General features: G+C 40.3%; 23 protein-coding genes and 1 riboswitch. Of the genes, 11 read left to right on the top strand and 12 right to left on the bottom strand.

Annotated features, from left to right (window positions below; genetic code table 11):
* Window positions 1–27: 27 nt before the first annotated feature.
* The 3 genes from NST15_RS18595 to NST15_RS18585 form a co-directional block, all read right to left on the bottom strand.
* Complete coding sequence (locus NST15_RS18595; protein WP_017368407.1) at window positions 28–930, bottom strand: shikimate 5-dehydrogenase; 903 nt, start codon at window positions 928–930, stop codon at window positions 28–30.
* 18 nt (window positions 931–948) lie between these two features.
* Window positions 949–2,130 (bottom strand): MFS transporter, encoded by a 1,182-nt coding sequence (locus NST15_RS18590; protein ID WP_007497314.1) that lies wholly within the window; start codon window positions 2,128–2,130, stop codon window positions 949–951.
* Window positions 2,131–2,778: 648 nt separating this feature from the next.
* Window positions 2,779–3,795, bottom strand: a complete 1,017-nt coding sequence (locus NST15_RS18585) for a LacI family DNA-binding transcriptional regulator (RefSeq protein ID WP_024720466.1) — start codon at window positions 3,793–3,795, stop codon at window positions 2,779–2,781.
* 276 nt (window positions 3,796–4,071) lie between these two features.
* A riboswitch (glycine riboswitch) is annotated at window positions 4,072–4,151 on the top strand.
* A gap of 162 nt (window positions 4,152–4,313) precedes the next feature.
* Between NST15_RS18585 and NST15_RS18580 the strand changes: the two genes are divergently transcribed.
* Window positions 4,314–5,660, top strand: coding sequence for an amino acid permease (locus NST15_RS18580; RefSeq protein ID WP_045033632.1), 1,347 nt, complete (start codon window positions 4,314–4,316; stop codon window positions 5,658–5,660).
* Between the two features lie 47 nt (window positions 5,661–5,707).
* Here NST15_RS18580 and NST15_RS18575 read toward each other — a convergent pair whose 3' ends face one another.
* Together NST15_RS18575 and NST15_RS18570 are read right to left on the bottom strand one after the other, a co-directional pair.
* Complete coding sequence (locus tag NST15_RS18575) at window positions 5,708–6,388, bottom strand: DUF3169 family protein (protein ID WP_272511282.1); 681 nt, start codon at window positions 6,386–6,388, stop codon at window positions 5,708–5,710.
* The gene (locus NST15_RS18570) at window positions 6,385–6,591 is read right to left on the bottom strand and encodes a helix-turn-helix transcriptional regulator (protein WP_008347396.1); all 207 of its coding nucleotides are present in this window, start codon (window positions 6,589–6,591) and stop codon (window positions 6,385–6,387) included. Before NST15_RS18570 ends, NST15_RS18575 begins: the two co-directional genes overlap by 4 nt.
* A gap of 170 nt (window positions 6,592–6,761) precedes the next feature.
* Between NST15_RS18570 and NST15_RS18565 the strand changes: the two genes are divergently transcribed.
* The gene (locus tag NST15_RS18565) at window positions 6,762–7,385 is read left to right on the top strand and encodes a CoA pyrophosphatase (protein WP_317328340.1); all 624 of its coding nucleotides are present in this window, start codon (window positions 6,762–6,764) and stop codon (window positions 7,383–7,385) included.
* A 10-nt stretch (window positions 7,386–7,395) separates the two neighbouring features.
* Here NST15_RS18565 and NST15_RS18560 read toward each other — a convergent pair whose 3' ends face one another.
* Both NST15_RS18560 and NST15_RS18555 read right to left on the bottom strand, forming a co-directional pair.
* Window positions 7,396–7,884, bottom strand: coding sequence for a DUF4188 domain-containing protein (locus NST15_RS18560; protein ID WP_008347392.1), 489 nt, complete (start codon window positions 7,882–7,884; stop codon window positions 7,396–7,398).
* 4 nt (window positions 7,885–7,888) lie between these two features.
* On the bottom strand, window positions 7,889–8,440 hold the full coding sequence (locus NST15_RS18555; protein ID WP_008347390.1) for a PadR family transcriptional regulator: 552 nt from the start codon (window positions 8,438–8,440) through the stop codon (window positions 7,889–7,891).
* A 182-nt stretch (window positions 8,441–8,622) separates the two neighbouring features.
* Here NST15_RS18555 and NST15_RS18550 point away from each other — a divergent pair, with 182 nt between their 5' ends.
* The 5 genes from NST15_RS18550 to NST15_RS18530 all read left to right on the top strand — a co-directional run bounded on the left by NST15_RS18550 (window position 8,623) and on the right by NST15_RS18530 (window position 15,122).
* Window positions 8,623–9,516 (top strand): hypothetical protein, encoded by an 894-nt coding sequence (locus NST15_RS18550; protein ID WP_342498736.1) that lies wholly within the window; start codon window positions 8,623–8,625, stop codon window positions 9,514–9,516.
* Between the two features lie 111 nt (window positions 9,517–9,627).
* Window positions 9,628–10,581 (top strand): hypothetical protein, encoded by a 954-nt coding sequence (locus NST15_RS18545; protein ID WP_060832786.1) that lies wholly within the window; start codon window positions 9,628–9,630, stop codon window positions 10,579–10,581.
* A 330-nt stretch (window positions 10,582–10,911) separates the two neighbouring features.
* The gene (locus tag NST15_RS18540) at window positions 10,912–12,771 is read left to right on the top strand and encodes a beta-glucoside-specific PTS transporter subunit IIABC (protein WP_060832785.1); all 1,860 of its coding nucleotides are present in this window, start codon (window positions 10,912–10,914) and stop codon (window positions 12,769–12,771) included.
* 4 nt (window positions 12,772–12,775) lie between these two features.
* Window positions 12,776–14,242, top strand: coding sequence for a glycoside hydrolase family 1 protein (locus NST15_RS18535; protein ID WP_025208280.1), 1,467 nt, complete (start codon window positions 12,776–12,778; stop codon window positions 14,240–14,242).
* Between the two features lie 31 nt (window positions 14,243–14,273).
* Window positions 14,274–15,122 (top strand): PRD domain-containing protein, encoded by an 849-nt coding sequence (locus NST15_RS18530; RefSeq protein ID WP_008347382.1) that lies wholly within the window; start codon window positions 14,274–14,276, stop codon window positions 15,120–15,122.
* A gap of 93 nt (window positions 15,123–15,215) precedes the next feature.
* On the opposite strand, the gene NST15_RS18525 is transcribed toward NST15_RS18530, so the two are convergent.
* The 5 genes from NST15_RS18525 to NST15_RS18505 all read right to left on the bottom strand — a co-directional run bounded on the left by NST15_RS18525 (window position 15,216) and on the right by NST15_RS18505 (window position 22,125).
* Window positions 15,216–16,394 (bottom strand): Rap family tetratricopeptide repeat protein, encoded by a 1,179-nt coding sequence (locus tag NST15_RS18525; RefSeq protein WP_342498735.1) that lies wholly within the window; start codon window positions 16,392–16,394, stop codon window positions 15,216–15,218.
* A 658-nt stretch (window positions 16,395–17,052) separates the two neighbouring features.
* A complete protein-coding gene (locus NST15_RS18520) occupies window positions 17,053–17,814 on the bottom strand; it encodes an ABC transporter ATP-binding protein (RefSeq protein ID WP_008347378.1) in 762 nt (253 codons plus the stop codon).
* Window positions 17,815–17,827: 13 nt separating this feature from the next.
* A complete protein-coding gene (locus tag NST15_RS18515; protein ID WP_060832783.1) occupies window positions 17,828–20,155 on the bottom strand; it encodes an ABC transporter permease in 2,328 nt (775 codons plus the stop codon).
* On the bottom strand, window positions 20,152–21,405 hold the full coding sequence (locus tag NST15_RS18510; RefSeq protein WP_060832782.1) for an MFS transporter: 1,254 nt from the start codon (window positions 21,403–21,405) through the stop codon (window positions 20,152–20,154). The genes NST15_RS18515 and NST15_RS18510 overlap by 4 nt, the downstream gene beginning before the upstream one ends.
* 69 nt (window positions 21,406–21,474) lie before the next feature.
* A complete protein-coding gene (locus tag NST15_RS18505) occupies window positions 21,475–22,125 on the bottom strand; it encodes a TetR/AcrR family transcriptional regulator (RefSeq protein WP_008347371.1) in 651 nt (216 codons plus the stop codon).
* A 159-nt stretch (window positions 22,126–22,284) separates the two neighbouring features.
* On the opposite strand from NST15_RS18505, the gene NST15_RS18500 reads away from it, so the two are divergent.
* The 4 genes from NST15_RS18500 (at window position 22,285) to NST15_RS18485 (ending at window position 26,385) form a co-directional block, all read left to right on the top strand.
* Window positions 22,285–23,397: a sugar diacid recognition domain-containing protein gene (locus NST15_RS18500; RefSeq protein WP_057078842.1), complete on the top strand. Its 1,113-nt coding sequence runs from the start codon at window positions 22,285–22,287 to the stop codon at window positions 23,395–23,397.
* Between the two features lie 117 nt (window positions 23,398–23,514).
* The gene (locus NST15_RS18495; RefSeq protein WP_008347366.1) at window positions 23,515–24,786 is read left to right on the top strand and encodes a GntP family permease; all 1,272 of its coding nucleotides are present in this window, start codon (window positions 23,515–23,517) and stop codon (window positions 24,784–24,786) included.
* A gap of 29 nt (window positions 24,787–24,815) precedes the next feature.
* A complete protein-coding gene (locus tag NST15_RS18490; RefSeq protein ID WP_008347364.1) occupies window positions 24,816–25,955 on the top strand; it encodes a glycerate kinase in 1,140 nt (379 codons plus the stop codon).
* 91 nt (window positions 25,956–26,046) lie between these two features.
* Window positions 26,047–26,385, top strand: a complete 339-nt coding sequence (locus NST15_RS18485) for a zinc ribbon domain-containing protein YjdM (protein ID WP_342498734.1) — start codon at window positions 26,047–26,049, stop codon at window positions 26,383–26,385.
* The last annotated feature ends 94 nt before the right edge of the window (window positions 26,386–26,479 follow it).

Below are 26,479 nucleotides of genomic sequence, written 5' to 3'. Positions count from 1 at the left end.
GGAGGTCGTCTTTTTTCTGTGTTTCGTTTAGAAACGGTCATTTTCAAATAGAATTTGTTTCACTTGTTCAACTGGCATATCCTCGCCAGTAAACAGTTTGTACGCAAGGGCACCTTGCCATAGCATCATGCCAAGACCGTTAATCGTTTTGGCACCAGCTTCTTGTGCTTGAGCAAGAAGTTTTGTTTTTTGCGGGTTGTAGACAACATCTGTCACGATTAAGTCTTTGCGTAATACATCAAGGGTATCGTCAATAATGCTGAGTTCATCTAATGGTTTCATGCCAAGGCTTGTCCCGTTTGCTAAGATCGCACTTTCAGCTACTTCACGACGGAAAGCGTCTTTGTCTTCAAGTGGGAAGATATTCGCTTTGACACCGAATGATTTCATTTCGTTGTTGATGTAATTTACATTTTCTTCTGCTTGAACAAAGTATTGATCATTACGAGCAAAAATACTAATTTCACGAATACCTGATTGTGCAAGCTGAATGGCAATCGGTGTTGCAGCGCCGCCAGATCCAACGAGTGTAACCTTTTGTCCAGCTAATTCAACGCCATGTTCAATTAAGTTTCTTACGTAACCAAGACCATCTGTGTTGTAGCCAACCAGCTTGCCATCTTTGTTTACAACTGTGTTGCTTGCGCGAGTATGTCTTGCAGAATCATCTAGTTCATCTAAGTAATCGAGTACTTTCATTTTGTTCGGCATGGATACGTTAAATCCAGCTGCACCCATTGCTTTCATCCCGTTTACTGCTGCTTCTAGTTCATCATTTCCTACCTCAAAAGCAAGGTAAGCATAGTTGATTCCTGTTAGTGTATAGCCAAGGTTGTGCATCCGTGGTGACAGGCTGTGCCCGATTGGTGTTGCAAGAAGACCGACTAATTTTGTTTTTCCATCAATATTACGTTCGTGTATGTTTGTCATGATTGACATCTCCTTTAATTATCTAAACAATTTTTTCATGCGTCGTAAAACAAAGACTGCTAACAATACGCTGATGACCGCAATGATCATATCGAAGAATAAAGTCATTTTAATATCGTACGTGCTAACGAGTCCGCTTGTAATCAGCGGAACAAGGATAAACGCTGAACTTGCCGCAATGTTGACATATGATGAAGCCGTTGCTTTGTTTGTAGGGAATAATTTCATCATAATACTCATCGCCAACTGGAAAATGCCGGCTGTAAATAATCCTAAGAAAAAGGTACTAACAATGACAATGCCGTACGTTTCGATTTGAAATAGTGAAAGCATGGCAAGGAATGCCCCGATTGGGTAAATTATGGCGACCATAATCGGTGAAATGAATTTATCTAATACGATTGAAAGCAATAGAACAGATACGAGTGCACCAATACTAAAATAAGAAAGAAGCTGTGTCGCTTGTCCTGAACCAAGCCCAATCAATTTCAACCCGAGCTGTGGAAGCCAAGTTTGCCATACGACAAATAATGCAGTAGACGTGAATCCCATAAGTACAACAGCTAAACCTTCACCAAACATTTTCGGTTCTTCCTTCATTTGCTCTTGAACGGGAAGATCGTTTTGAGAAGCCGTTTGCTTATGATTTGGGAACGGCATAAAGATCAAGTAAATGCCTACAAGTAAATAAAGAAGTCCTAGACCAAAGAATGCCCAGCCCCAGAAGATGTCATGTGCAATAAGGAATGCCAAGATAAATGGAAGAACAGTCGCACCAATTGATACAGACGCCTTCACTAATACAGAAGCTGAACTTGCTTTTTTAGGAAATGACTCTGTCAAAGCAGGATATGTCCCTGAATCAAGCAATGAGTTTGCAATCCCTGCGGAAATGGCAAAAATGAAAGCCAATGTATAATTGGTCGTCGTTGGAATCCCAATTAAGAATAATAAGTAAAGAAAGTTACCTGTAATAATGACAGGTTTTCGCCCCCAGCTGTCTGCCAGCCGGCCAGAGAAAAAGAGAGCAATTAATTTACCGATACCGATTGCTGATACAAGCAAGCTGATTTTTGGAATATCTACATGGTAGCGTTCAGATAAGCTTTCCATGTTTGATGCCACAATAATATTGATCATGCCTAGCATGAAATAGTTTAAGTACATGCCAAGTGATGATTTAATGTATGGATTTTTCATGTTCCCACTCCTATATTTGAAACCCTGTTCGGGCCAAATTCTTGTTACCCTTTGTTATTTCCTTAAACGTAAATAATATTAAGTCCATCACAACACCCCTTGTGTGATTGATGAAAAAATAATGAATATTCATCTGTTCTTCAAATAAGTACATCGTTCTACTAAATAATTAAAAATAATAACAGTTATCATAAGTTGATGGACTTTCTCGATTTGATCAGAATCAAAAGATCCATCTTTAACTGTAGTTGATATCATAAATAACGATATGTTCATAAAAGGTATAACGATATACTAAAAGAAGCAACGAGATAAATATACTCCTGTGTATAAAATGTGTCAAGTTTATGACTTTGCGATTTAAAAAAAGAAAAATGTAATAAAGAAATAGTTGACTTGCTCAATAAAAAAAGGAGAATCGCTTTGCAATTCTCCTTTCAGCGTGTAGACAAACCCTCGCATTCTTTGTCAGTCCTGTGCGCTGGTACTCACGAATGTCAAATTCGCTCCGTGCCAGTGCTCGTCCTTCCTAGACTGCAAAGGTTTTCTATCACGCTGAAAAGAAGACAAAGTGCTAAAATAAAGTTCATTTTAGCACTTTGTCAACAATCTGAAAGGAGAATCGCTTTGCAATTCTCCTTTTCATGATCATGTCGAGGTTTCTCGAATATGAAGTTGAGGCTTTAATATCAATCGCTGCAGTTCTTCATCCTGCTCGTTCATTTTATGATACAAAAGGTTGGCTGCTTTGACTCCAATGGATCGTGGAAAAGATGAGACTGTGGTGAGCGGCGGGTGATACATCTCCGCTTCAGGGATGTTATCGAATCCAACTACATCAATGTCTTCACCAGGCTTGATGTCACGCGCTGCTAATTCTTGAATCACCCCAAACGCCACTAAATCACTGAAGCAAAAAATAGCAGTAGGTGGTTCGGGAAGGTCAATCACTTGGGCAAGGGCTTCTTTCCCGCCTTCACGGGTAGGCACCATATCGATAATAAGAGATTCATCCATCGTTAGGTCTTCATCATCATGGGCTCTTTTGAACCCTTTCATCCGTTCAATCCAAGTCGAGGAGGATTTGATTCCACCTAAGAAGGCGATGCGGCGATGACCTTTTTGAAGAAGATGACGGACCGCCATCCAAGTGCCTTGTTCATAATCAACGCCGACATAATCACAATGGACATCTGCTAATTCACGGTTTGCCAATACTTTTGGTGTGCGAATGTTGTTTAACTGTTTCACCGTTCGTGTCGAACTTTTCGATGCTGGATTTAAGATGATTCCACCCACTCGGTGCTCTACCATTGTGGAGATGAGCCGCTCCTGCTTATCTACACTATCAAAGGTTGTCCCAAGTAAAACGGTATAGCCAAGTGATTCAAGTGTGGTTTGCACACCGATTAAAAATTCAGAAATAAAGGTGTTTGAAATATCCGTGACGATCACACCCACAATATTTGAACTTTTCGACCGCATGTTGGCAGCGACGCGATCGTACACGTATCCCAAATCCTCCATGGATTGCAGCACTTTTTTCCGGGTGGCTTCAGAGATCCTAGGGTTGTTGCGAACAACGAGTGAGGCCGTTGAAGTCGATACACCGGCATGCCGAGCGACTTCTTGTAATGTCACACGCTGTTTGTTCATTTTTTTCATTTGTCTTCACCAACTTCATTGGATTGCCTAACTATGGTTCATCATCAAGATGGATGTCTCCACCAAACGAGCCGAACATTCTTTGTTTCATTATACCTTAATCAAGGGGTGTTGATGAAGTGATGTCATATCAGCTTCAGATATGGAGGAAACAACATCTTAAAAGATTACCATTGACAGCTTTCTTTTAGAGGCGTAAAATATAAAATTATTCAGAAATAGCAACATTTAAAGTAAATATCGAAGGCTATGATTGCTGTGGGTCACACTATGGCAGGAGCAGCTTCTGGAGAGACCGCATGTATGTGCGGCGCCGAAGGGTTCACAATCTCAGGCAAAAGGACAGAAGAGTACGAAATATTGTATTTGTGATGCATGGATCATACTGTGTATTGCTTTTCTCTATTTTGCTATTCTTTTATGACCGTGAGATTGGAGCGCATCCAATCTCTTTTTTTATGGACTTTTTGAGAGTTCATTATTTCAGTATAGGATCGTGTCGTAGGAGGGTGTTGAAATTGGCACAACAAGAGTTAAAGCGAGATTTATCAAACCGTCATGTTCAATTAATTGCCATTGGCGGAACGATTGGAACGGGGCTGTTTTTAGGGTCTGGAAAGGCTATTCAATTGGCAGGACCATCGATCATTATTGCGTACTTAATTGTCGGAATGGCCATCTTTTTTGTCATGAGGGCACTTGGAGAATTGCTCTTATCTAAGGCGGGCTATCAGTCTTTAACGGATATAGCAGAAGATTATCTTGGACCATGGGCTTCCTTTGTGACAGGGTGGACGTATTGGTTTTGTTGGATTATGACAGCGATGGCGGATGTTATTGCGGTCGGGGTGTATGTGCAGTACTGGTTTGATATTCCGCAGTGGATTCCTGCTATTATTTGTTTATTGATTTTGCTAGGATTTAATTTATTAACGGTGAAGCTTTTTGGAGAAATGGAATTTTGGTTTGCACTTATTAAAGTGATTACGATATTACTGTTGATTGGCGTTGGAATTGTCCTGTTAATCATTGGTTTTCAAACAGATGCAGGGCCCGTGACGGTAACGAATCTGTGGTCACACGGAGGATTATTTCCAAATGGTGTGACAGGCTTCTTATTGTCATTCCAGATGGTGATTTTTGCGTATGTGGGCGTGGAACTTGTCGGTGTGTCAGCAGCAGAAACAGCGAATCCGCAAAAAAATATCCCGTCTGCGATTAATAAAATTCCATTAAGAATTCTATTTTTCTATGTAGGTGCGATTTTTGTATTACTATGCATCAACCCATGGACAGAACTCAGTGCATCAGAAAGTCCTTTTGTGAAAACCTTTGGGCTCATTGGGATACCAGTAGCGGCGGGACTCATCAACTTTGTCGTCCTGACATCTGCGGCTTCTGCTTGTAATAGCGGTATGTTCTCAACGAGCCGAATTTTGTATAATCTCAGTCATCAAAAACAAGGACCGGCATCTTTTGGCCGTCTAAATAAGCATGCTGTTCCAAGTAATGCCCTGTTTGTGTCGACGATTGTGGTGTCAGTAGGGGCTCTTTTAAGCAAGCTGATTCCTGAACAAGCCTTTGGTATTGTGACTACGATTAGTGCCATTTGTTTCATTTGGGTATGGAGTATTATTTTAATATGCCATCTGAAATATAAGAAAACACGTCCTGAACTGCATAAGGCGTCTACCTTTAAAGCGCCATTTACACCTTTTGTGAATATAGCGGTTCTTGTGCTCTTTGCTGCCATTCTTGTCATCATGCTTTTCGCTGATGCTACACGTCCAGCCCTGTTATTGACACCCGTATGGTTTGGGTTTCTATTTTTGATTTATGCACGAAAGAAACGCCGTTCAGCATAATGAACGAAAAAAGCACAGCCTTTTTAAATGGCTGTGCTTTTGCTTATTTAACGATTTCGAATCTTCAACATATAGTATGCATTAAGAATGATCAGAACAAGCCCAACGACGATGATGGAGAAGAGCTGAGAGTGATTGGCGCCAAGAGAATAGACAATCAAAATAAACATGGCACCGGTCAATAAAATATTCATCATTTGGAAAGTGTGAAAAAGCCCATCGAGCATCACATGCTTTTCGCCTTCATCAGAAATGGCGAGCAGTTTTTTGCCATAATCTTTATCGGTTGGACTAGGTAGGTGACGATTAGGATAGACGAGCTTTAGGACAGAGATCGATGCATAAGAAAGAATGACGGTGATCAAAAATAAGGCAGCATTTGCGAGAATCAGCCAGAGTGGCTGCTCGGTTACGATGGAAATACCAATTGCAATAATCGATAAAATGGTACTCACCGTATTAGCTAACGTTACATCAGTAAAGGTTCGGTACTGTTTTGCCTCTAGTTCATCTTCCTCATCACCAGATACTGAAAGAGAGACTCTTTTCTTCATGCGTGAAATGCCTGAAAAACAATAAATGATGAATAGAACTGTCAAGCCAGTGATGACAAGAGTCGCTTCAAATGAAGCTTGCAGAAGTGTCAGCTCAAATTCGGCTGCCAGCAAACAGTAAGCACCGAGAAAACCAAGGAGAGCACCTAAGAGCATTTTGTATACAGTTTTCATGTGAGTTCATCCTCCTCAAATAGAAAAATATGTTCAATGGGTTCTTGAAAAATACGTGAAAGCCTCATAGCAAGTAAGAGAGACGGCATTAATTCATCTCGTTCCATTAAGCTGATCGTCTGGCGGGAAACCTTTGCCCGTTTCGCAAGCTCCGTTTGGTTTAAACCATCACGTGCCCGCAGCTCTTTTAGCCGATTTTTCATTCTGTCACCTCAACTCTGATCAAAATGTTATCTTGATTGTAAAGTATTATATTCATTTTGACAAGTATATTTGTCAAAATGATAAAAGTAATTGTCAGAAAGATCGCCTTTATTCAAAAGAGAATCAATGATACGCTAAAGAAAAGAGAAACAGAAAATAGGTGATGCCCATGTTCATTGATCAATTAAAAAGTGACTTACATCAATCACAGCCGCTATTTATCGGAGAAGAGACAGCGTTCAAAGCGGCAGTCCTTGTCCCTTTGGTGCAAGTAGACGGGGAATGGCATGTTTTATTTGAAGTGCGATCACTGACGATGAGAAAACAGCCTGGCGATATTAGCTTCCCAGGAGGCAAACTCGACGGCGGCGAAACCGCACAAGAAGCTGCAATGCGGGAAACATATGAAGAACTAGGGATTCCGCCCGAATCCGTCAAGGTTTTAGGACAGCTCAGCCCTTATATTGCCTCACCATCCTTTGTGGTATATCCATTTGTCGGGATCATTGATGAACAGCAGGTCAAACATTCCTTTAATCAAGAAGAAGTAGAGGAGACCTTTACTGTGCCTCTATCATGGCTCAGCCAATACGAACCGTACTTACACCATGTATCGGTGCAGCCAACACCAGGAGAGGACTTTCCTTATGAAAAAATCATGAATGGTGAAAAATACAGCTGGGGGAGTCGTTCGATTGAGGAGTGGTTTTATGATTACGATCGTTACACCATTTGGGGATTAACTGCCCGCATATTAAAACATTTTGTGATGGTTGCAAAAAGAAATTCCTAGAGAATCAGCTCTAGGAATTTGTTGTAGAAAGGCGTTCTTTTGCAGTTTCTTTTCCTTTCCCTTTTCCAATTAGGATGGGCGCTTTCGCTTGGCTCAATCCATATGAAGGCATGTTCACGTAGATAGATTCATATGAGCCGGCTTGAATTTGATACGTTTCATGATAAATTCCGACCGCGTCATTATTTCGTGCTCTTTGGTTAAATCCTTTCCAAGCAGCCAAATGCTTCTCCATCTTGGCGTAGGCAAGGAGGTCCTCTGTTGATTTCCAATATTGGATCATGGTAGTGGTGCGTAAACCGAAGTAATTTTCTGTCCCGAGAAAACCAAGTTCTTCTTGATGTGTATAAAGTTCTTTGATCATCCCCGGCATCGCCTTAAATACTGGCAGCCATTGATGGACAGCCCAGCGTTTATTGATTCTCATTCCGATAATGAACACAACAATCGGCTCAGAATTGTCTGTTGTATACCTGCCAGCACGTATATTTTTTTTCATTTGTTCACCCTTCTTTCTTCATCGATTCACAGGTCTCCACGCACCAATCAATTCCAGCCTGCGCCACTTTCTTTCCGTAATCTAACGTATACAGCCAATACTTCGCATCAGCTTCATCTGGATACAGCTCTTGAATGTTTTGTTCAATCGCAACATATGTCTCATAACGGATACGGAGCTGCCTCTCATAATCCTGCAAAAGCACCAATTTTTTCTCAAACGAAAGATATTGACCAAAAAATAACTTTAATAACACTTCATTTCGTTCTGATGGTACTTGATCGAGCGGCTGCGCCAGCCATTGCCTCAACGTGTCCAGCCCTTTTTCAGTCAGATGATACTCCCGCTTGTCTGAGCGCCCAGTTGTAGAAGCGGGTGAAACCTTCGCAAGCCCTTCCTCGACTATTAACTTTAAAGCTGGATAAATTTGTCCATAACTAATTTTCCAAAAGTGATGCAAGCTCCTATCAATTAATTGCTTCACTTCATACCCAGACTTACAATCTGTCGTTAAAATCCCCAAAATCGCATACGTCGTATCATTGTATTTTTTCATTGATCAACACACCTATCTAAAAGATATATCATTTAGATATATAATAAACGATGTATAACTGCAGATACAAGAGGTATGAGAAAAAAATAAATGCTAGAAAGGAGGTGAAGAGATCACTGATTTGTTAATCAATGAGAGGAATCCTTCATATAGAATGAACGATCATAGTTTGGAGGGGACATATGAGTAAATCGAAAATCTGGATCATGACTATTCTGGCGGTACTACTGATTGGTGGAGGCGGCTGGATAGCCTATCAAGCAATCGCAAAAAAGAGTGTATTGAATCATCCCTACGCCTTTGCATATAAGACTCATGATCGTGTGAACTGGTTCAAGGTAACGGAGAGAAACGGAAAAGTAACAGGTCATCTGAATGAAACCATTTTAGAGGAAAATCCGAAAAGGCATTATGATCCCAATCTATTTATCAACAAATATCAATTAACTGGGAAATCAATTGAAAACGGTTACGAATTTTATGTGAAGCAAGGGAAAGAAACGGTCACATATGAAGTTCACCTTGCCGAAAAAGATCTTTCTGTGAAAAAACAAGGTGAAAAGCACAGCATCACATACAAAGCAGTTGATCAAAAAAACCTACGTGCTGTTCAACAGGACATTCATACTCGATATGAGAAACTGATGGATGACACGGAAAATAGATTTCATGATTATGTACGAAACTTCATTAAGAAAGTAACAGGCGCTTATGGTTATCTGTATACGGCAGAGGATGGTTCGTACCAACTATTTCTAAAAGTAAAACGAATGTATATGCAGTCTGAATGGGCAGGTTCTTTTCTAATGAGAAAGGTCCCAGGAGATGGTGGTGAACCATATAAAGAAACGAAACATACAGCCGGTGGAGTTTCAGATGGGATGATGTTTGATTTGAGTACTTATCCTGCAATTGAAAAGGGTTTTATTTTAGGGGAAACTGACCGAGACGCAACATACATTAAATTTCCTTTTAAAATGGCAGGCGGGACAATAGAATTTAAAGCGGTCACGAAAGAGGAATATCAAGAACAAACGGAAGCATTTAAAAAGAAGGCGAAAGAATGGCAAAAGTAGATCGTGTTGGAACAGATGAATGTTGTGAATGGCATTTCAGGGCGATCAGAATTTAGTTGAATAAATAGGGATAATGAAGATTTTTTAAATCATATATTAGTGGAGGTACCTATGAGTAAATTGAAAATGTGGGTCGTGTCTATCCTGGCAGTACTCGTCTTAGGTGGAGGCGGCTGGACAGCATATCAAGCAATCGCACAAAAGAATTCATTGAATCATGCCTATGCATTTGCGTATAAAACGAAGGATAAAATGAGCTGGTTTGAGATATCTGAGAATAAAGGCAAAGTAACGGGGCATTTGAATGAAAAGTATATAGAAGAAATATGGTGGGATCCCAAAATATATAAAAAACAATATGTAGTGTCCGGGAGTTCAAAGGAAAACGGTTATGAATTTCGAGTCAAACAAGGCAAAGAAACAATCATATACGAAGTTCAAATGTCTGGGAAAGACCTATCTGTAAAAAAACAAGGTGATAAGAAAAGCAGGATATATAAAGCAATCAATCGAAAAAAGCTAGATTCGTATCACAAAAAAATTCAAGATCGACATCAACATCTAGTTGATACATCAGAAACTAGATTTTATGACAATATGAGACACTTCAGGGATAAAGTAGCGAAGGTATATGGTTTTCTATATACGGCAGAGGACAAACAACTATTTTTACAAGTGGAAAGCATGCATATTGAGAATGGATGGCTCGGCTCTTTTCTAATAACAACTGTTTCTGAAGAGGGGTGTAAGCCCTATAAAGAAATGAAATTAGAGGTCGGGGGCGAAACTGATGGTGGAGACTATTTAGACATGAGCTATGATCCTATAATTGAACGAGGTGTCATTATAGGTTCGACTGATCGAGATGCAAAATCAATCAAACTGCCAATTAAAAAGACTAACGGTACTATAGAGATAAAAGCTTTCACGTATCAGGAATTTAAAAAACTCCCTAGACCATATATCATGACAGGCGATTCAGTAGAGTTAAAAGCTGTCACGAAAAAGGAATATGAAAAACAAGCGAAAGCATTTAAAAAGAAAGCAGAAGAAAAGAGAAAATAGGCATCTTAAACCAGATGAGTGAATCAACTTATCTGGTTTTTTATGGAGAAACATTTTGTTGATTGATGATAGAAGGAACAAAAGAGTTGCTTTAAGTAAATAAAGAAAAGTATTTTGGGTATATAGACCTTAATAAATTTCAGAAAAATAAATGTTGACGCTTTCATATAATCAATATATACTAAAAACAAATCCAATATAAATAAATTAGACATGTGACTGGTCATGCAGGCAGGATCTAAAAACGATGAATTTCTTTAATTTGTCGTTTTAGGTCCTTTTTTTATTGCCAAAATATAGGTCTCATGTATGAGAAAAGGAGGAGAAGAAATGGATTACACACAAGTCGCCAAAGATGTTTTGCAGCATGTAGGTGGTAAAGAAAACATTGCGCACCTTGAGCACTGCTCAACAAGACTTCGCTTCACACTAATTGATCAGAAAAAAGCAGATGTACAGGCATTAGAAAAAACACCAGGTGTCATAGCAGTTAGAATGTCAGGACAATGCCAAGTGGTCATTGGGAATGACGTGATTGAAGTGTATCAAAAGGTAACAAATTTAATGGGCGGCAGCTCGTCTGGGCAAGGCGTGCCATCCAATCAGCCAAAAGAAAAAAGAAAAGCAGGCACAGTTCTATTAGATTTCATTGTGGGTGTCTTCCAGCCGCTTGTTCCGGCTATCGCAGGCGGAGGGATTTTAAAATCATTTCTTCTCCTTTTCTCTTTATTAGGCTGGGTGGATGCAAAAGGCCAAACCTATCAAATACTGAACATGGTGGGTGACGCACCACTATACTTCCTGCCATTATTAGTCGCTGTCACAACGGCAAATAAACTAAAGGTAAACCCACTGGTCGCATTATCAGCAGTCGGTGCACTCCTTCTTCCGAACATGACAGCCATGCTTACTGAAGGTGCGCAATTAATGTCATTCGACGTAAAAAATATAGCTTATGCGTATCAAGTGTTTCCAGCAATCCTTTCTGTATTGCTTTACGCTCAAATGGAAAAATTCTTCACACGATTTTCACCAAAACCAATTCGGATTTTCTTTGTCCCAATGATGTCATTAGTCATTACTGTACCAGTTACGTTACTGCTATTAGGACCACTTGGTTTTACAGCAGGACAAGGGTTTTCATCCGTTATTCTTGCGATGTTTAATACAGTAGGCTGGGTAGCTGTCGCAATTTTAGCAGCGGTACTCCCGTTTATGGTTGCATCAGGCATGCACAAAGCAATGGTCCCTTATGCAGTGACAACGATGGGGAACCTCGGGAAAGAAGCACTTTATTTACCAGCATCCCTTGCGCATAATATTGCGGAAAGTGGAGCTTGTTTCGCAGTGGCACTACGCACGAAAGACAAGGTACTCAGATCAACAGCCATTTCGGCAGGAATTTCAGCATTTTTTGGCATCACAGAGCCTGCTTTGTATGGTGTGACACTTCAAAATAAACGCGTACTTGGAAGTGTCATGATTGGTTCGTTTGTTGGCGGGATCTTCATTGGATTAGTTGGTATACAAGCCTTTGTACTAGTTGGTCCTGGATTAGCAAGTATGTCGATGTTTATATCAGATGAGCTTCCACGAAATCTAATGTTTGCTGTCATTGGAGCTGTCATTTCCTTCGTTGTTGCTTTTATCGCTGCTTTTGTATTAGGTAAGGATAAAAAAGTAGAAGAAAAGACAAATGATCAAGAAGCATTTGCTGAACAAATTGGAGCAGGGGAAACTTTCAAAAGCCCTGTGATTGGTCAAATGATCTCTCTATCTGAAGTAAAAGATGATATTTTCTCTTCAAAGGTCATGGGAGACGGAATTGCCATTGTTCCTTCAGAAGGAGCGTTATATGCACCAGTAGATGGTGAGGTCACCTTGCTGTTCGAAACAAACCATGCACTTGGTATGAAAACGGACAAAGGGGTTGAAGTATTATTCCATATTGGCATTGATACTGTACAGTTGGAAGGACAGTATTTTTATCCAAAAGTGCAGGCAGGAGATCGTGTACAAGCAGGGGATTTACTCATTGAATTTGATGTAGAAAAAATCATGGAAGCAGGATACGATCCAGTTACGCTTGCTGTCATCACGAATACAGATCAATATGATATTAAGGTACAGCCATTACAAGAGGTCAATCGCCAAGATACATTGATGGTTATCACCCAATTAGGAGGCTAAACATATGACGACAATAAAAGGTTTTCCAAAAGGATTTTTATGGGGCGGCGCCATTGCCGCCAACCAAGCAGAAGGCGCTTGGAATGTAGATGGAAAGGGCCCATCTGTTGCTGATATTGCGATGTACCGTTCTAATTTGAGTGTAGAAGATTATGAAGGGCATCTAGCTGTTACTTCTGAAAATATAGATCGAGCGATGAAAGACCCAGATGATAAAAAGTATCCAAAACGCAGAGGTGTTGATTTCTATCATCACTATAAAGAGGATTTGGCTCTATTTGCTGAAATGGGTTTTAAAACTCTTCGCATTTCTATTGCATGGAGCCGTATCTTCCCAACTGGAGAAGAGAAAGAACCAAATGAAAAAGGACTCCAATTTTACGATCGTTTATTTGCAGAAATGAAAAAACACAACATAGAACCGATTGTGACGCTGTCACATTATGAAATGCCGTTAGCACTGAGCGTGAAATATAATGGCTGGGTTGAAAGAAAAGTCGTTGATCTCTTTGTTAAGTTCGCCAATGTATGTTTTGAACGCTATAAACATGATGTGAAATATTGGCTGACCTTTAATGAAATAGATAGTATTCACCGCCACTCTTTTATTACAGCAGGAATTATTCCTGATCGCTGCCCAGAAGGGAAAGAGGAAGAGACGGTTTATCAAGCACTCCATCATCAATTCATTGCCTCTGCACTCGTAACAGCAGATTGTCATCGCATCATACCAGGCAGTCAAGTAGGGTGTATGCTGACAAAATTAACAACGTATCCGCACACTTGTCATCCGAATGATGTGGAGCGGGCATTGAAACAAAACTTAGAAAACTATTTCTATGCAGATGTTCAGGTATTTGGTGAATACCCTCCGCTTATCAAGCGCATGCTTGAGAGAAAAAACATTCATATCCAAATGGAATCAGATGATCTTTCTATTTTAAAAGAAAATACAGTAGATTTTATCTCGTTCAGCTACTATATGTCTTTAACTGAATCAGCTGATGAAGGATTAGAAAAAACGGATGGAAATACCATCCGTGGGGTCAAAAATCCTTACCTTCCATCTACTGATTGGGGATGGCAAATTGATCCGGTTGGTCTGAAAATTTCTTTAATAGAATTATATGATCGTTATCAAAAACCACTGATCATTGTAGAAAACGGCATGGGTGCAAAAGATGTTGTTGAAAGTGATGGATCAATTCACGATGATTATCGTATTAACTATTTCAAAGAGCATTTCCGCCAAATGAGAGAAGCGGTGGAAGAAGGCGTTGACCTCTTCGGATATACGAGCTGGGGCTCAATTGATATTATTAGTGCAGGTACATCACAGATGTCAAAACGATACGGGTTTATTCATGTAGATCAAGATGACGATGGAAACGGTACATTAAAACGTTCTCGTAAAGACTCATTTTATTGGTACAAAAAGGTCATTGAAACAAATGGTGAATCGCTTGATTGAAAAACCACAATCATGAAAACAGGTGATGACGATGTTTAAAATCAAAAAAGTTTTAAACTCGAGTGTGGTTCTGGCTGAAGATCAGAACCAACAGGAGATGGTTCTATTCGGCCGGGGGATTGGTTATGGACAAAAACCAGGTCAAATGATTGAAGAAAAGAAGGCAGATCAAGTGTTTATGTCTGTCGATAACATGAGAGCGAAGGAATTTCTCCAACTGTTAGATTCAATGCCGCAAGAGTTTATCGATTTAACTCAGCATATTGTTCAATATGCTGAAAAACGCTTAAACTCAAGTCTGAATTCTGGTGTCTATTTTACCTTGATGGACCATTTGAATTTTGCAGTAGAACGGCACAAGAAGAATATTAATATTACAAATCGAGTATACTGGGAAATCAAAAACTACTATACCGAAGAATTTGAAGTAGGTAATTATGCGCTTGAGTTAGTCAACAATACATTGGGCATACAATTACCAAAGGAAGAAGCGGCCAATATCGCCTTCCATTTAATTAATGCGTTAGGTGAAGAGTCCGATTCCAAAGATGGCATGAAGTATGCCAAGATGATCGGAAGTATTGTGAATCTCGTCCGCTATACGTTGAATATGAAAATGGATCAAGAGAATATTCATTACAGCCGATTTATTACACATGTGAAATTCTTTGTTGAAAGATTTTACGCAAATAAATTATTATCAGATCAAGAAAATGAGTTGTTTGAACAAATTGCACACTTGTATCCTCAAGCGATGGATGTGGCTTTCAAAATCAAAGATTATATTAAACAGGTGCACAGTATTGTTATTCCAAATGACGAACTTACGTATCTGGCGGTACATATTCACCGCCTCATTTCTTATCAAGAACTAAAATAAATGTGGACCACTTGCCTTGTAATGAGGCAAGTGGTTATTTGTATTGTATCGGTTTATGTTCCAATAGGTCGTTCTGTTGGGTTAAGATTTGTATCATTTAACGAATTGTAAGACACCGTTTGTCCGAAAACAACGATGGCTAAAGCGAAAATGAGTAAACTCACTTTTTTCATCATAATTCCTCCAATTAAGTGTAGTGTGTTCCAATTGATAGGCATCCTTCAAAAAGAGATATGCTTGGTGAATTGAACCCAGCTCTTCAAAGTGTTTGGCAGCTAGTGCACTTAATTCACGGGTACCTTCAACATCCTTTAGTTCTTTCAGAATACTGATGTCATCGAAACAGGTTTGAGCTTTTTTGGATATGTCTTCAGTGAAATATAGGTGATAGAGAAAATTCATTTTTGCTGTATAGATGGGGTTTCTGTCTATTTCTTGTTTTTGTTTGACTAATTCAAAATAATAGAGAGCTTGCGACTTTTCATCAATGGAGAGCAGCTCTTTTAGTAACATAAACATGGAGTGTTCGAAATAACAAGATGAAAGGTAGTCATCATCACTAAGAGCCTTTTCTAGGGCATCAATACATTTTTTTGATTCTCCAGCTTCGGCATATAGAATACTGATATTGTGATAAAGCTGTGATGCTAGAAAATGATCGTTTAATTGATTTGAGATGTGTAATGCTTTTGTGTAGTAATTCTCAGCTCTTTTGAAATCGCCAATATCCATGAAGTTGGTGGCTGCGATCACAAAAGCTGCTGCCAGTCTTCTTTCATAGCCATCATGACCTTTGAAAATATCGATGGCATTCTGAATATAATGAAGTGAAATCAGGCTTTGGCGAAGCATCATATATAGGTTTGCGACCTTCGTATGGAATTCTGCTACTTCTATTTCATCAGGAATGTTTTGCAGTTTTTTCTCAGCAATTTTAAACAGTCCGATGGCTGATGCATAGTCTCTGTTATATGAAGCGTAAAGGGCTTTATATAGGTAAAAATAGTATTCAATTAAGTCGTTTGTTTTAGAAGGGTATTCTAGCACTGTCGGTTCATTCAGTTTTTTACCCCTTCGTTCATATAACATGAGCTTAAACTTGCCTTCTAGCAATGAATAGTAGGTCAAGACCTCCTGATTCTCTTCCATCTCTTGAAGTAATTCCTTTAATTCTGTGTAGATTGTCTTTGCATTGTGTACATCATGCTTACGAATGGCAATTCGCCAATCATTTAAACGGTTCCCCACCTGTTCAGCTGAAATGATCATCATGGAAATTTCACCTCTTTAACATCCTTTCGCCTGTTTCAATAAAAAACGATATCACAATTTTTGGTAAAATATAATCGTTTCAGAGAGGTGATTGACAGGAGGTAATAAAAAGGACCTTATGTCATGAGATGTACGTTATTGTAATGATCATTGATTGTTTATTCAAATGAGTAAAATCTTTTTTTGGAAGTCTAAAAACGTGATAGATACTATTAGTTTTAAGTTTATGGTCGAAAATACCATCTGAATATATGAAATAAAGCTATTTTAGCTATGAGAGAAGAACAATGAAAGGTCGATCTAGAAGGGAAAATCAGTTATGATGTTGCTAGATGATTTTGGGAAAGAAACTGGTAGTTACTGAGAAAGGTGAAAATCCGAGACAAGTGTTGACCTTTCAGAAAGGATGTTGAAATGAAAAAAAGATTTCAAATGTTAAACTGGCAAATGACAATTGTGATTACTACGCTTTTACTTGTTTTAGTCACTCTTTATATCTCAAAGAGATACTTTTATAGCAAAGAAATTGAGTTGCTGACAGAATCTTGTCAACAAGAAGACGGCAAAATCATACTAGAAACAAATAGTTTGACTATGGATTACTCCTTTGAGTGTAAGAAAAAATAAAACAGGCAGAAAGCTGCCTGTTTTACACCAATTAAAACCCTAAGTTTTGTAACCACTTGTTTAACAAGGCCTCTCGTTTCTCAGCGGTGAAGCGATCGTATTTTCCTAAATTTAAATGAGCTGAAATTTCACCGTCATTCATAAACAAAATTCTTTCAGAGCAAAGGGCCACTTTTGGATCATGGGTGACGAGAAGCAGAGTTGTTCCTTCAGAATTGATTTGTGAAAAAATATCCATGACTTCCTTTGTGGTTCTTGAATTAAGAGCACCTGTGGGCTCATCTGCAAAAAGAATGTTTGGTTCATTCATAAGAGCTCGACAGATAGAGGCTCTTTGGAGCTGTCCTCCTGATACTTCTGATAAATATCTATCAGCTAAATGATCAATATCAAGTTTCTCCATTAGATATTTTGCTCGTTCATTGACTTCTTTTCTCGGCATTTTCTTCGCTAAGTAAGCTGCAGCAATGATGTTATCAAATAGATTGAGGTTCTTTAGTAAGTGGCTGTGTTGAAAGACGAATCCCATCTCTGATAAGCGCAAAGCTGTTAACTGTTTGTCTGTCATTTCTGATAGCAGTTGACCTTTATATTTGATTTCCCCTCTGGAGGATGTCTCTATACCGCTAAGTTGATAAAGCAAAGAGGTTTTTCCACATCCTGAAGGTCCCATAATGGTGACAAATTCTCCACGTTTAATTGATAAGTGAATATTTCTAAGAATGGTCTGTTTTTGTCCTTTTAATGAATCAATTTGTAAAGACAATTGTTTCGCTTCAATTAATTGTTCCATGTGAAACATCTCCTTATGAAAGTGTATGACGGCTGATTTTACTAGAAAAAAAGGACTTCAATAACCACGAGATGACAGTTAAATTCACCATAAACAGCAGGAGAGGATACACGATCCAAACCCATTTCGGGGCTAACCACTGAAGGCTGGATGCTCCTAATGATGCTCCGCCTGCACTCATTAACGCCGGACCAATAGTATGAACAGCGATTGCTCCAATGAAGGCACCAATAGAGAGAACGACGATAAAACTTGTTAAGTATTGATAGGTTAAATCTTTTTGAGAAAAACCAATCGTCCTTAACAAGTGAGTACGATTTAAATCTTTCGCCCTTAACATGTGTAGAAACATCATTAACATGAGGCTGGCTGTTCCAAAAGCTGCGATGGTTGAAAATAATGCAATCACTTTTACTAGAGATGCGGTGCTTCCTATTGTTTGATGCACATATTCTTTCATATCTGTCACTTTTGCAGGAGACATATTTGTTTCAAGTGCTGCTTTTTTTCCTGCCATATCTATTCCTTGTTTTAATTGTATTTGAATGGTTTTCCAAAGGGATGATTGAGGAAAAGGCTGAGATAATGCTTTAGCAGTTTTCCCTCCGTTGGTGACGTCTTGATAAATGCCGGTAACCATTTTTTGAACTTGCTGCCCATTTGTGGCGAGAGTGACTTTTTCGCCTATCTTTTTCTGAAGTGAGTCAGCACTCAACACCGATAAAGCAATCTCTTCCTCCTTCAACGGTTCCCTTCCTTGTAAATAGGTGAGAGGGAATGCTGAAAGATCACCTGTTTCTAAATAGAGCGTTTCTAATGTATTCTCCATTGTTTTGGCTTGTAGAGAAGTTGTTTCATAGACGGTAGATGTTTGAATGTCTTGGTCTTCGCTAATCATAGACTCTATTTTATTTGTACTTTTCTCTAAATGATTTCCCTGCCGAATATCAATTCGAAGGTCACTTTTTCCAGAGCCAAGATATGTGATGAAATCTGGTGATTGTAATGTGTACCATAACTGAATCGGCATCAACATTAAAAATGTACAAAGCGCGATAATACAAGTAATTGTTGAATACATCTTTATTCGCGAGAACAGATCTTTCAAACCAAACCAAAAATTTACTGGGAGGAATCTGTTTTTCTGGAGGTGCATAGGAATTTGTTTTTTATGGCTTGGTGAGCTTATGCCGCCTTGAATGGCTTGAGCGGCTGATATTTGTCCAAATCTCCTTAGGACAGCATAGCTGAATGAGATGACGATCATTGCCGTCAAAATTGACACCAAAAGCGGGATCACCTGATGAATAAAAGAGAGGCGATTCCCCATATATTGCTGAATATTGGCTGTAAACAAATCACCAAACATGAGCGTCATTAAATATCCTGCTATACACCCTATACAGGCAAGCACAGCATATTTCCCAACGTATAATTGTTTGATTTTTGATAAAGGGATTCCAAGTACTTTTAAGATTCCAATTTCACGTTCATCCTCTTCTATAGCGGCGGTCATAGCGAGACGAAGAGAGAGGAGAGAAATGCTAATGAGCAGAAAGCAGACAAGAAGGAGAATGGCGATCACCATACCATCTGTTAGGGCATTCAGCATGCGAAGCAGGGGTAATGTGACAGCAGGCCCCTGTTGTGGCAGCTCAGATGATTGATAGAGTGATTGAAAAGCATCTGCTTGACCAGCATCATGCAATAAAAATTCAATTAAGTACTCCTTTTTTTGAAACACTTGATTCAGTGCCGCCCAGTCCGCATCATGCAGAAGAAATCTCTTTGAACTGACAAGACTTGGATTCATTTGGGCATCTCGTAAGAACGTTTTGATTTGAAAAGAGAATTGATGAGAGCCTTTTGTAATGAGTAACCTTTCGCCAATCTTTAAGTGGTATTTTTGTTGAAAATAAATAGGGACTGCTACTTCTCCTTTATTTACAGTGAGCTTTTCATTTCGTTCGTTTAAAAGGAAATCAAAATAGCGATTTTGCTTTACAAATAAATGATCCATCACACCCGCTTGAGCAGGCTCCTGCCCGAACTTGATGCTGACATGTTCGATCGGAATCATTGGAACAATTTGATGTGCCTTCACCATCGACTGTTTACTTGAAAATGTATCGACCGCTTTTTCATCTAAGCTCCCATCGTGCATTTGGACAAAGTCTGGTGCTTTGGCTGATTGGAGTAAATCAGAAATGGAACCATTCAACTGGACTGTCATTTGCGCAGCGCTTGTTGCTAAAAATGATGTCATCATGATGCAAAGGGTTAAGCCGATTGAAATGAGACGGTGGCGGGTTAGGTCTTTCTTGATAAACGTCAATCTCATGAGGCTGATTCTCCTTCATGTCGAAGCATATTTTTTGTAAGGAAGGCAAGTGCAAACATCAAGGCACTGACGATTAACACGGTCACATACATGCTGGTGGAAAAAGTGTTGAACAAGAACCCGTACATCATTTGACCGAGCGGTGCAGCACATTGAGAGACCATTGTCAGATTGGCCATGACTTTTCCTAATTGAGCATTGGGTGTTTTCTTTTGCACATGTGAGATGACAACGATCGAAATCATGGTGAGCAGCATGGCAATTGGGAGACACCCTGCTAAAAAGAGAAAATAGGCTGGAAATGTCCCAAATTGAAGAGCCACCTTGGATGTTGAAAAAGCAACAGGCAGCAAAATGACTGCGATGACGAGCAGCCAGCGATACAAAGTAGGAATGCGCCAATGTTTCGCTACAAGCCCAACTAGCAGGGCGCCTGCGATGACGGCAAATTCAATGATGCCCATTCCTATTCCATACATGATGTCACTGCTTTTCATTGTGACCCTTAAAATAATGGGACCTCCAACGATAAAAAATGGTGTGAGGATGAAATTTAGCAGCGCTGCAAGCAGCATGGCTCTTTTTAAAAATGGCTGGCTTCCGATATAGGAAAATCCTTGTTTCATATCTTTCAAGAGTACTTTGGTCATCGGTTCTGCGAGTGGGCTAGGTGAGAAAGAGATATTTAACCGTAAAAGCATGCATGCTGATAGAAAAAATACAATGCTACTAGCACCTATGATGACCTGGCTCCCAATGAGTCCGTATAAAACGCCGCCAATGATAGGAGCGACAACACCTGAAAGGGCCTGCACGCCATTCACGATGCCATTTGCTTGTTCTAATTTTTCTTCTTTCACTAGCTGAGGAATACTCGACATCACAGCAGGAGCATAAAATGTACTCATGACACCAAGGAGAATCATGACGGCTCCAATCATATAAAGTGAATCATGACCTGAAAATAACCAGAAATAAAAAGCCAGAATCATAATGCCAGTAAGAACATCGAATAAAATCATCAAATTTCTTCTGTTAAACCGGTCAGCAATTGCTCCTGCTAATGGCGAAAGGAGGAGCGGGATATTGGATAAAGCAAAAAGCAGGGCATATAAATCAACACGATGTGTCATATCCAAGACGTGTAAAGATAGAACAAAACGAATCAAGGAAGACCCGAAAACGGAAATAATTTGCCCGAGAACGAGGTAGATAAAGTGGGTGGAACCATTTTTGGCTGATGACGACATGAAAATCACTCTCCTTTTAGACCGACCGTCAGTCTATAATGTATGCAGGATTGGTATTGAAGTGACCAATCACTGATTATTGTCTTCCGGTTCTCCAGTTAAACGTTGGAGAAGGAAGGAGAAACTTCCCTTTTCTGCATGTAAAGAGGCTTCAAGGATTGCGATAAATGCTAGCGCCCGTTGTATGCTTTCCGCTGTGGTCCATTGGAAAAGTCCCTCATCAAAGATAACCTGTGCAGAAGCGAGGAGAAATTCGACAGTTTCTTGTGGGTAATCCGTTTGAAATATCCCTTCTTCTACACCTTGCTGAATGACTTCTGCTAAAACGGGTGATAGCTCTGTAATGGCTTTGATCAAGCTTTTTTGATGCATCTCTGCATTAGCAGGCTGATGAAATTGTTCGATCATGCCTTCTTTATGGCTGCCCTGTTTAGGAGATTGTGCCATGATGATGCGAAATAATTTATCGACCACTGAGATATCTGGATCAGCGGCAATACGCTTTGCCTCGATGATATCTGCTTTTATGATCCGGTCAATGATTGCATCCATCACTTCTTCTTTGGAAGTAAAGTAATAATAGAATGTGCCTTTTGCAATGCCAACGGCTTTGAGGATGTCAATAATTGTGGTTTGCTGATAGCCTTTGGTTGAAAAAAGCTTCTCTGCTGCATTTAAGATGTCATTTTTGCGTTCCTCAGGATGTTTAACGGTTCTCATAAAGCCATCCTTTCTTTTGACTAGACTGTCGGTCGGTCCCTTGATTTGATTAAACACTTTTTGGCGTATCCTTGTCAATGGCTGTTTTTTTCAGCTTTGCATTTATTGTGCAATGACACTATGATACATTGAATGAAAACCCTTCAGGAGAGATGCAGAATGCAATTTTTAACCAGTGAATTGGCGCAAGAGATGGTTGAACGTACGATGCATATTTTACATCAAAACATCAATGTCATGAATGCAGATGGTGTCATTATTGGGTCTGGTGAACGAAAAAGGATTGGACAAAAACATGATGGAGCACGTCTAGTGCTGTCAAGCGGAGATAGTGTGGAGATTGATCAGGAGACGTCCCGCCGCTTAAAAGGCGTGAGACCTGGAATCAATCTGCCTATTTGCTTTCACGAACAAGTCGTTGGTGTCATTGGGATTACGGGTGAGCCAGGGGACATTCGTCATCATGCCGAGCTGGTGAAAATGGCAGCTGAACTCGTATTAGAGCAGTCTTTTCTACTTGAACGCTTCCAGTGGCGGCAGCGAATAGAGAGTGAAATTGTGAATCAGCTCATCTCCGAGTCTGACATGGGTGATCATCAGTTGAAGCACCGTGCTGACTGGCTTGGAATGGATCTAGACAAGCGGCGAATGGCTATTGTTTTTCAGCCGATTCCATCGTCCGAGGATACTGTACACAAAATGATGCATGCCATTCAATACGATAAGAATGCGGATGATTTACTAGGCATGACCTTCCGTCATGAATTAATCCTGTTAAGACAGCCGATATGTGACCATCAATTCAAGCATGTGATCGAACAGCTGCAACAAACAATGGCAGGTGCAGTTGATGGACAAGTGCTAGTGGGTGTAGGAACTGTCGCTGAGGACATGAGTCAATTACCGTTGTCCTTTCAGCATGCGAGAGAGGCCCTGCGGTTAGGAAAGGTGCTCCATCCAGAGGAAAACATATATGTCTTTGAATCTTATCAGCTTGAAAGCTTGTTTATAAAAGCGAGAGCCGCTAAAGAGGGCAAACGGTGGAGTGATTTTTATCATCCGCTGATACAAGAAATGGAGCTCGTTCAAACGTTAAAGGTTTACATTGAAGAGGGCGGGGATTTACAAAGAATCGTTGATCGTCTATTTATTCACCGTAATACACTGCGATATCGTTTAGATAAAATCCAGGCATTGACCGGAAAAGACCCTCGTCATGTGAAACAGTTGATGGAGCTGTACATAGCACAATTGGACAATCAATTGTCTTAATTGTGCATTTGCACAACTGGAAGAAGAAATAAATAAAAGAAGTTCATCTGGATTCACAACTCGATCCCAATGGGTAAACGCTTACAATTAAGAAAAGACAATCAGGAGGGATGGAGTATGGGTGGAGATGTGACAGTAAGTACATTGGGCGCATTGACTGCGCTTGTGATCGCTATTGTTCTTATTTTAAGAAAAGTATCACCTGCTTATGGCATGTTGGCAGGCGCATTTATTGGCGGTTTGGTTGGCGGTGTAGATGTTGTGCAGACCGTGAACGTCATGATGGAAGGCGCAAAGGACATGATTCCAGCTGTTCTTCGAATCATGGCGGCAGGTGTACTGGCAGGGGTTTTAATTGAGTCGGGTGCAGCGTTATCTATTGCGGAGGCCATCGTGAAAAAACTTGGAGAGGCGAGGGCACTTTTAGCACTCGCACTTGCAACAATGATTTTAACAACGGTGGGTGTTTTTGTAGATGTAGCAGTCATTACAGTAGCACCAATCGCACTTGCCATTGCCAAGCGTGCAAAACTTTCTAAAACGGGGATTTTACTTGCGATGATTGGAGGAGGGAAGGCGGGGAATATCATGTCACCGAATCCGAATGCCATTGCAGCCTCTGATGCCTTTGGTGTACCGCTTACTTCCCTGATGGCGGCAGGTGTCATACCGGCTATTTTCGGGATAGCCGTCACGTACGTATTAGCCAAAAAGCTTGCGAATAAAGGGACACCTGTTTTGGAAGAGGGAGCTGACCAAGGCGAGGTTCAAGTACCTGGTTTTCTACAAGCGCTTATAGGCCCGCTTGTGACCATTCTCTTGTTAGCCTTAAGACCGTTGTTTCAAATAAATATTGATCCAATGATTGCCTTACCAATAGGAGGAATTGTTGGCGCTCTTTTCATGAAAAAAGGGAAGTTTCTCAATGATTATGCGATGTCAGGGCTGCATAAAATGTCAGGTGTAGCGATCATGTTACTAGGGACAGGCACATTAGCTGGAATTGTATCGAATTCTTCCATGAAAGAGGTATTTATTCAGGCGCTTGACGCTTCGGGATTACCTCCTTACTTGCTTGCACCAACGTCTGGAATTTTTATGTCGGCAGCCACAGCTTCGACAACTGCAGGGACGGCAGTTGCAAGTGGTGTATTTAGCGGAACTCTTATTGGTCTTGGTGTATCTGCCCTTTCAGGCGCAGCTATGATTCACGCTGGCGCAACTGTTCTCGATCATATGCCGCACGGAAGCTTTTTCCATGCAACGGCGGGAAGTGTTCAAATGGATATAAAAGAACGGTTGAAATTAATGCCCTTTGAATCGTTAATTGGTTTGACATTAACTGTGGTATCGACCATTATCTTTGGTATTTTCCAGCTGTTCGGCTGAGGACTTAATGAGAAACGAGGGGTTTTTGGATGAAAATTGTGATCGCACCAGATTCATTTAAAGAAAGTTTATCTGCTTATGAGACAGCATGTGCCATCGAACGAGGATTTCGCTCTATTTTGCCATATGCAGAATATATGAAAATCCCAATGGCAGATGGAGGAGAAGGCACAGTTCAATCGTTAGTGGATGCGACAGGCGGAACCATTGTCCAGCAAGTGGTCACAGGCCCGCTTGGCAAACCTGTAGATGCCTTTTTTGGTATGTTGGGAGATGGGCAGACAGCTGTCATAGAGATGGCAGCAGCATCAGGATTACATCTTGTCCCGCCAGAAAAACGGAACCCCTTATTCACGACGTCTAGAGGGACAGGAGAATTAATGCTTGCAGCGCTGGATAAAGGAGCGAAGCATTTAATCATTGGGCTTGGCGGAAGCGCAACAAATGATGGCGGCGTTGGCATGATGCAAGGTTTAGGTGCTTCTTTTCTCGATAAAGCAGGCCAAGACCTCACGCCGGGCGGTGGATCACTGAATCAATTAGCTTCTATTGATCTATCTCGACTGGATCCAAGATTGCGATCAGTCCGTCTGGAAGTGGCGTGTGATGTGGATAATCCTTTAACGGGTGAAAGAGGAGCGTCTGCTGTGTTCGGTCCTCAAAAGGGAGCAGATACAGAAATGGTTCAACTGTTGGACAAGAATTTATCTCATTTTGCACAAGTGGCTAAGCAGCATCTTCATGTCTCCTTTGGTGAGGCGGCAGGTGCAGGAGCGGCAGGAGGAATGGGCGCGAGTTTATTAGGCTTTTTACAGGCTGATCTGCAAAAGGGAATCGATATTGTACTGAAAGCCGTACATTTTGCTGACGTACTAAAGGACGCTGACCTAGTCATTACAGGGGAAGGTCGGATTGATCAGCAGACCATTTACGGCAAAACGCCAATCGGTGTAGCCAAAGCTGCGAAACAATATGGACTCCCTGTCATTGGCATCGCTGGGTCCCTCTCAAAAGACAGTGCAGTCGTACATGATCATGGCATTGATGCACTTTTTAGTATTGTCCCTGGCGTCACGACTCTGGCTGAAGCCATGCATGATGCTAGTGTGTATGTAGAGAGAACAGCAAGGAATATTGCGGCTGTCATGACATTTGGAAGAGATAAGTAAATGATGAAAAATGTTTCCTTTTCTATCACATTCCTTTCTATAGAAATGTGGTAAAATGGTTCTAAATGAAAAAAAGTTGGAGGAAACACAAATGTCTAATCTACCGAATTGTCCATCGTGCAGTTCAACCTATACATACGAGGATGGCAGCATGCTTATTTGTCCAGAATGTGCGCATGAATGGTCGCTAGAACAAGAACAAGCGGCAGAGGAGCAGCTTGTTGTCAAAGATGCGAATGGAAATCTATTAAGTGATGGTGACACGGTCACTGTGATTAAAGATTTAAAAGTCAAAGGTTCTTCTTCGGTTTTAAAAATAGGGACGAAGGTCAAAGGGATTCGTTTAGTCGAAGGCGATCATAACATTGATTGTAAAATTCCTAGCTTTGGCGCGATCAAGTTAAAATCGGAGTTTGTGAAGAAAGTATAATATATGAAAAGAGGCTGTCGATCATCAGCCTCTTTTTTATTTCGATATTTATAGGTGAAAGGTATAATCTTAAACATCATTTCATACATATGTA

This window comes from Bacillus sp. FSL R5-0820 (assembly GCF_038593385.1).
GTDB lineage: Bacteria > Bacillota > Bacilli > Bacillales > Bacillaceae > Bacillus > Bacillus altitudinis.
The sequence above is the reverse complement of the archived record's forward strand: the minus strand, read 5'-3'. Positions and strand labels throughout refer to the sequence as shown.

Coding starts and splice junctions, on each gene's coding strand:
- NST15_RS18535 (WP_025208280.1), top strand. CDS start 12,776: ATGACGACAATAAAAGGTTTTCCAAAAGGATTTTTATGGGGCGGCGCC.
- NST15_RS18575 (WP_272511282.1), bottom strand. CDS start 6,388: ATGAAAACTGTATACAAAATGCTCTTAGGTGCTCTCCTTGGTTTTCTC.
- NST15_RS18555 (WP_008347390.1), bottom strand. CDS start 8,440: ATGAAAAAATACAATGATACGACGTATGCGATTTTGGGGATTTTAACG.
- NST15_RS18510 (WP_060832782.1), bottom strand. CDS start 21,405: ATGTCGTCATCAGCCAAAAATGGTTCCACCCACTTTATCTACCTCGTT.
- NST15_RS18495 (WP_008347366.1), top strand. CDS start 23,515: ATGGGTGGAGATGTGACAGTAAGTACATTGGGCGCATTGACTGCGCTT.
- NST15_RS18505 (WP_008347371.1), bottom strand. CDS start 22,125: ATGAGAACCGTTAAACATCCTGAGGAACGCAAAAATGACATCTTAAAT.
- NST15_RS18560 (WP_008347392.1), bottom strand. CDS start 7,884: ATGAAAAAAAATATACGTGCTGGCAGGTATACAACAGACAATTCTGAG.
- NST15_RS18550 (WP_342498736.1), top strand. CDS start 8,623: ATGAGTAAATCGAAAATCTGGATCATGACTATTCTGGCGGTACTACTG.
- NST15_RS18520 (WP_008347378.1), bottom strand. CDS start 17,814: ATGGAACAATTAATTGAAGCGAAACAATTGTCTTTACAAATTGATTCA.
- NST15_RS18515 (WP_060832783.1), bottom strand. CDS start 20,155: ATGAGATTGACGTTTATCAAGAAAGACCTAACCCGCCACCGTCTCATT.
- NST15_RS18525 (WP_342498735.1), bottom strand. CDS start 16,394: ATGATGATCATTTCAGCTGAACAGGTGGGGAACCGTTTAAATGATTGG.
- NST15_RS18490 (WP_008347364.1), top strand. CDS start 24,816: ATGAAAATTGTGATCGCACCAGATTCATTTAAAGAAAGTTTATCTGCT.
- NST15_RS18540 (WP_060832785.1), top strand. CDS start 10,912: ATGGATTACACACAAGTCGCCAAAGATGTTTTGCAGCATGTAGGTGGT.
- NST15_RS18500 (WP_057078842.1), top strand. CDS start 22,285: ATGCAATTTTTAACCAGTGAATTGGCGCAAGAGATGGTTGAACGTACG.
- NST15_RS18595 (WP_017368407.1), bottom strand. CDS start 930: ATGACAAACATACACGAACGTAATATTGATGGAAAAACAAAATTAGTC.
- NST15_RS18570 (WP_008347396.1), bottom strand. CDS start 6,591: ATGAAAAATCGGCTAAAAGAGCTGCGGGCACGTGATGGTTTAAACCAA.
- NST15_RS18590 (WP_007497314.1), bottom strand. CDS start 2,130: ATGAAAAATCCATACATTAAATCATCACTTGGCATGTACTTAAACTAT.
- NST15_RS18485 (WP_342498734.1), top strand. CDS start 26,047: ATGTCTAATCTACCGAATTGTCCATCGTGCAGTTCAACCTATACATAC.
- NST15_RS18585 (WP_024720466.1), bottom strand. CDS start 3,795: ATGAAAAAAATGAACAAACAGCGTGTGACATTACAAGAAGTCGCTCGG.
- NST15_RS18545 (WP_060832786.1), top strand. CDS start 9,628: ATGAGTAAATTGAAAATGTGGGTCGTGTCTATCCTGGCAGTACTCGTC.
- NST15_RS18530 (WP_008347382.1), top strand. CDS start 14,274: ATGTTTAAAATCAAAAAAGTTTTAAACTCGAGTGTGGTTCTGGCTGAA.
- NST15_RS18565 (WP_317328340.1), top strand. CDS start 6,762: ATGTTCATTGATCAATTAAAAAGTGACTTACATCAATCACAGCCGCTA.